This is a genomic window from Gillisella taibaishanensis (assembly GCF_001938985.1).
GTDB lineage: Bacteria > Pseudomonadota > Alphaproteobacteria > Rhizobiales > Rhizobiaceae > Allorhizobium > Allorhizobium taibaishanense.
This window is the reverse complement of the sequence record NZ_MKIN01000006.1, coordinates 1-1,288: the sequence shown is the minus strand read 5'-3', so window position 1 is coordinate 1,288 and position 1,288 is coordinate 1. Positions and strand designations below refer to the sequence as shown.

Annotated in this window: 2 protein-coding genes; both read right to left on the bottom strand. The window is 54.6% G+C overall.

Features of this window, described 5'->3' with window-relative positions:
- Positions 1-795 (bottom strand): flagellin N-terminal helical domain-containing protein (locus BJF91_RS00030; RefSeq protein ID WP_234801493.1); only part of this gene is annotated, 795 nt, incomplete at its 3' end.
- Between the two features lie 366 nt (positions 796-1,161).
- Positions 1,162-1,288: flagellin (locus BJF91_RS00025; protein ID WP_267890128.1), on the bottom strand; the 127-nt coding region annotated here is incomplete at its 5' end.

The window sequence follows — 1,288 nt, the reverse complement described above, 5'->3', positions numbered from 1 at the left end:
GTCGCTCAGGTCCTTGATGAAGCTGTCCTGCAACTTCAGACGCGAAGTCGTCGCACCGACCGTTGCAGCGGCATCGGTCATGCTGGTCAGCATCTTGTCGACAGATGCAACCATGCCGTCAATCTCGTCAGACGTCGTGGACGAGGTCAGAGTGACTTCCTTGCTGGTCGCATCGCCGACGGCAGACGAGATCAGGTAGTAGGTCGCAGACGAGGTCGTCGTGCCATAGGCGTAGGTCGCAACCGTATCCTTGGTCAACAGACCACCGGCAGCAGCCGCATCGTTGATCAGCATCGAGTTGGTGGTGTCGAAGGTGATCGTCTTGATCGAGACATTGCCATCGCCACCACGGACGAAGGAGCCGACCATTTCCTGGGTCGTGCCGGCGAGTTCGCTCCCGTCGTAGAGCCAGTTCTCGCCGTTGAAGGACGCCGACTTGGCAACCGAACCCAGCTGGTTCTTCAGTTCGGTCAGTTCCTTGTTGATCTTTTCTTTATCAACGCCGGGTTCGCGGGCAGCAACCAGCTTGGCCTTGATATCGGAAACAACCGAAATCGCCGATTCCATGCCGGTATAGGCAGTGTCCGTCTTGGCAGCGCCGAGACCGATAGCGTCCTGAACGGCGCCGAGCGCTTTGTTGTCGGAGCGCATGGTCGTAGCGATCGACCAGTAAGCTGCGTTGTCGGAAGCGTTTTCAACCTTGTAACCGGAAGAGATCCGGCTCTGGGTCGTCTCCATGTCGGAGCTGATCGACCGCAGGGTGGAAAGTGCTGCAGTTGCAGCAGTGTTCGTCATAATACTTGTCATAGGCCTTGCCCCTTATGGAACTGGAAACGGAAGGGACATCCCGGGCTCCTTCCCGGCGAACGACGGCTCCGCTTCATGCCATTAATCTTTTTAAACAATAGATTAATCCGTCGTTTTGATGTTTTTATTTAAAAGGAATTAGGTTAATGCTTGCTAAATTGGGAAGAAGAATTATGGAAAAAATTTTATCGAAATAATTTGATTCGCGGCGTGTCGGTAGACGCAACAGAACCGAGGCCAAATGCAATTGGCCGGGCTTTCGCCCGGCCAATTGCATTTCCCGCCCACTTCCAAGACCTGCTGGAAACGGTAGCGCGGAGGTGTTGAGCCGCCACGCTACCATTCCAAGATCTCTTATTTGAACAGCGAGAGGATGTTTTCGGAGTTGGAATTGGCGATAGAGAGGGACTGGATGCCGAGCTGCTGCTGGGTCTGCAGGGCCTTCAGCTTGGTCGATTCCTCGTTCATGTCGGCATCGACG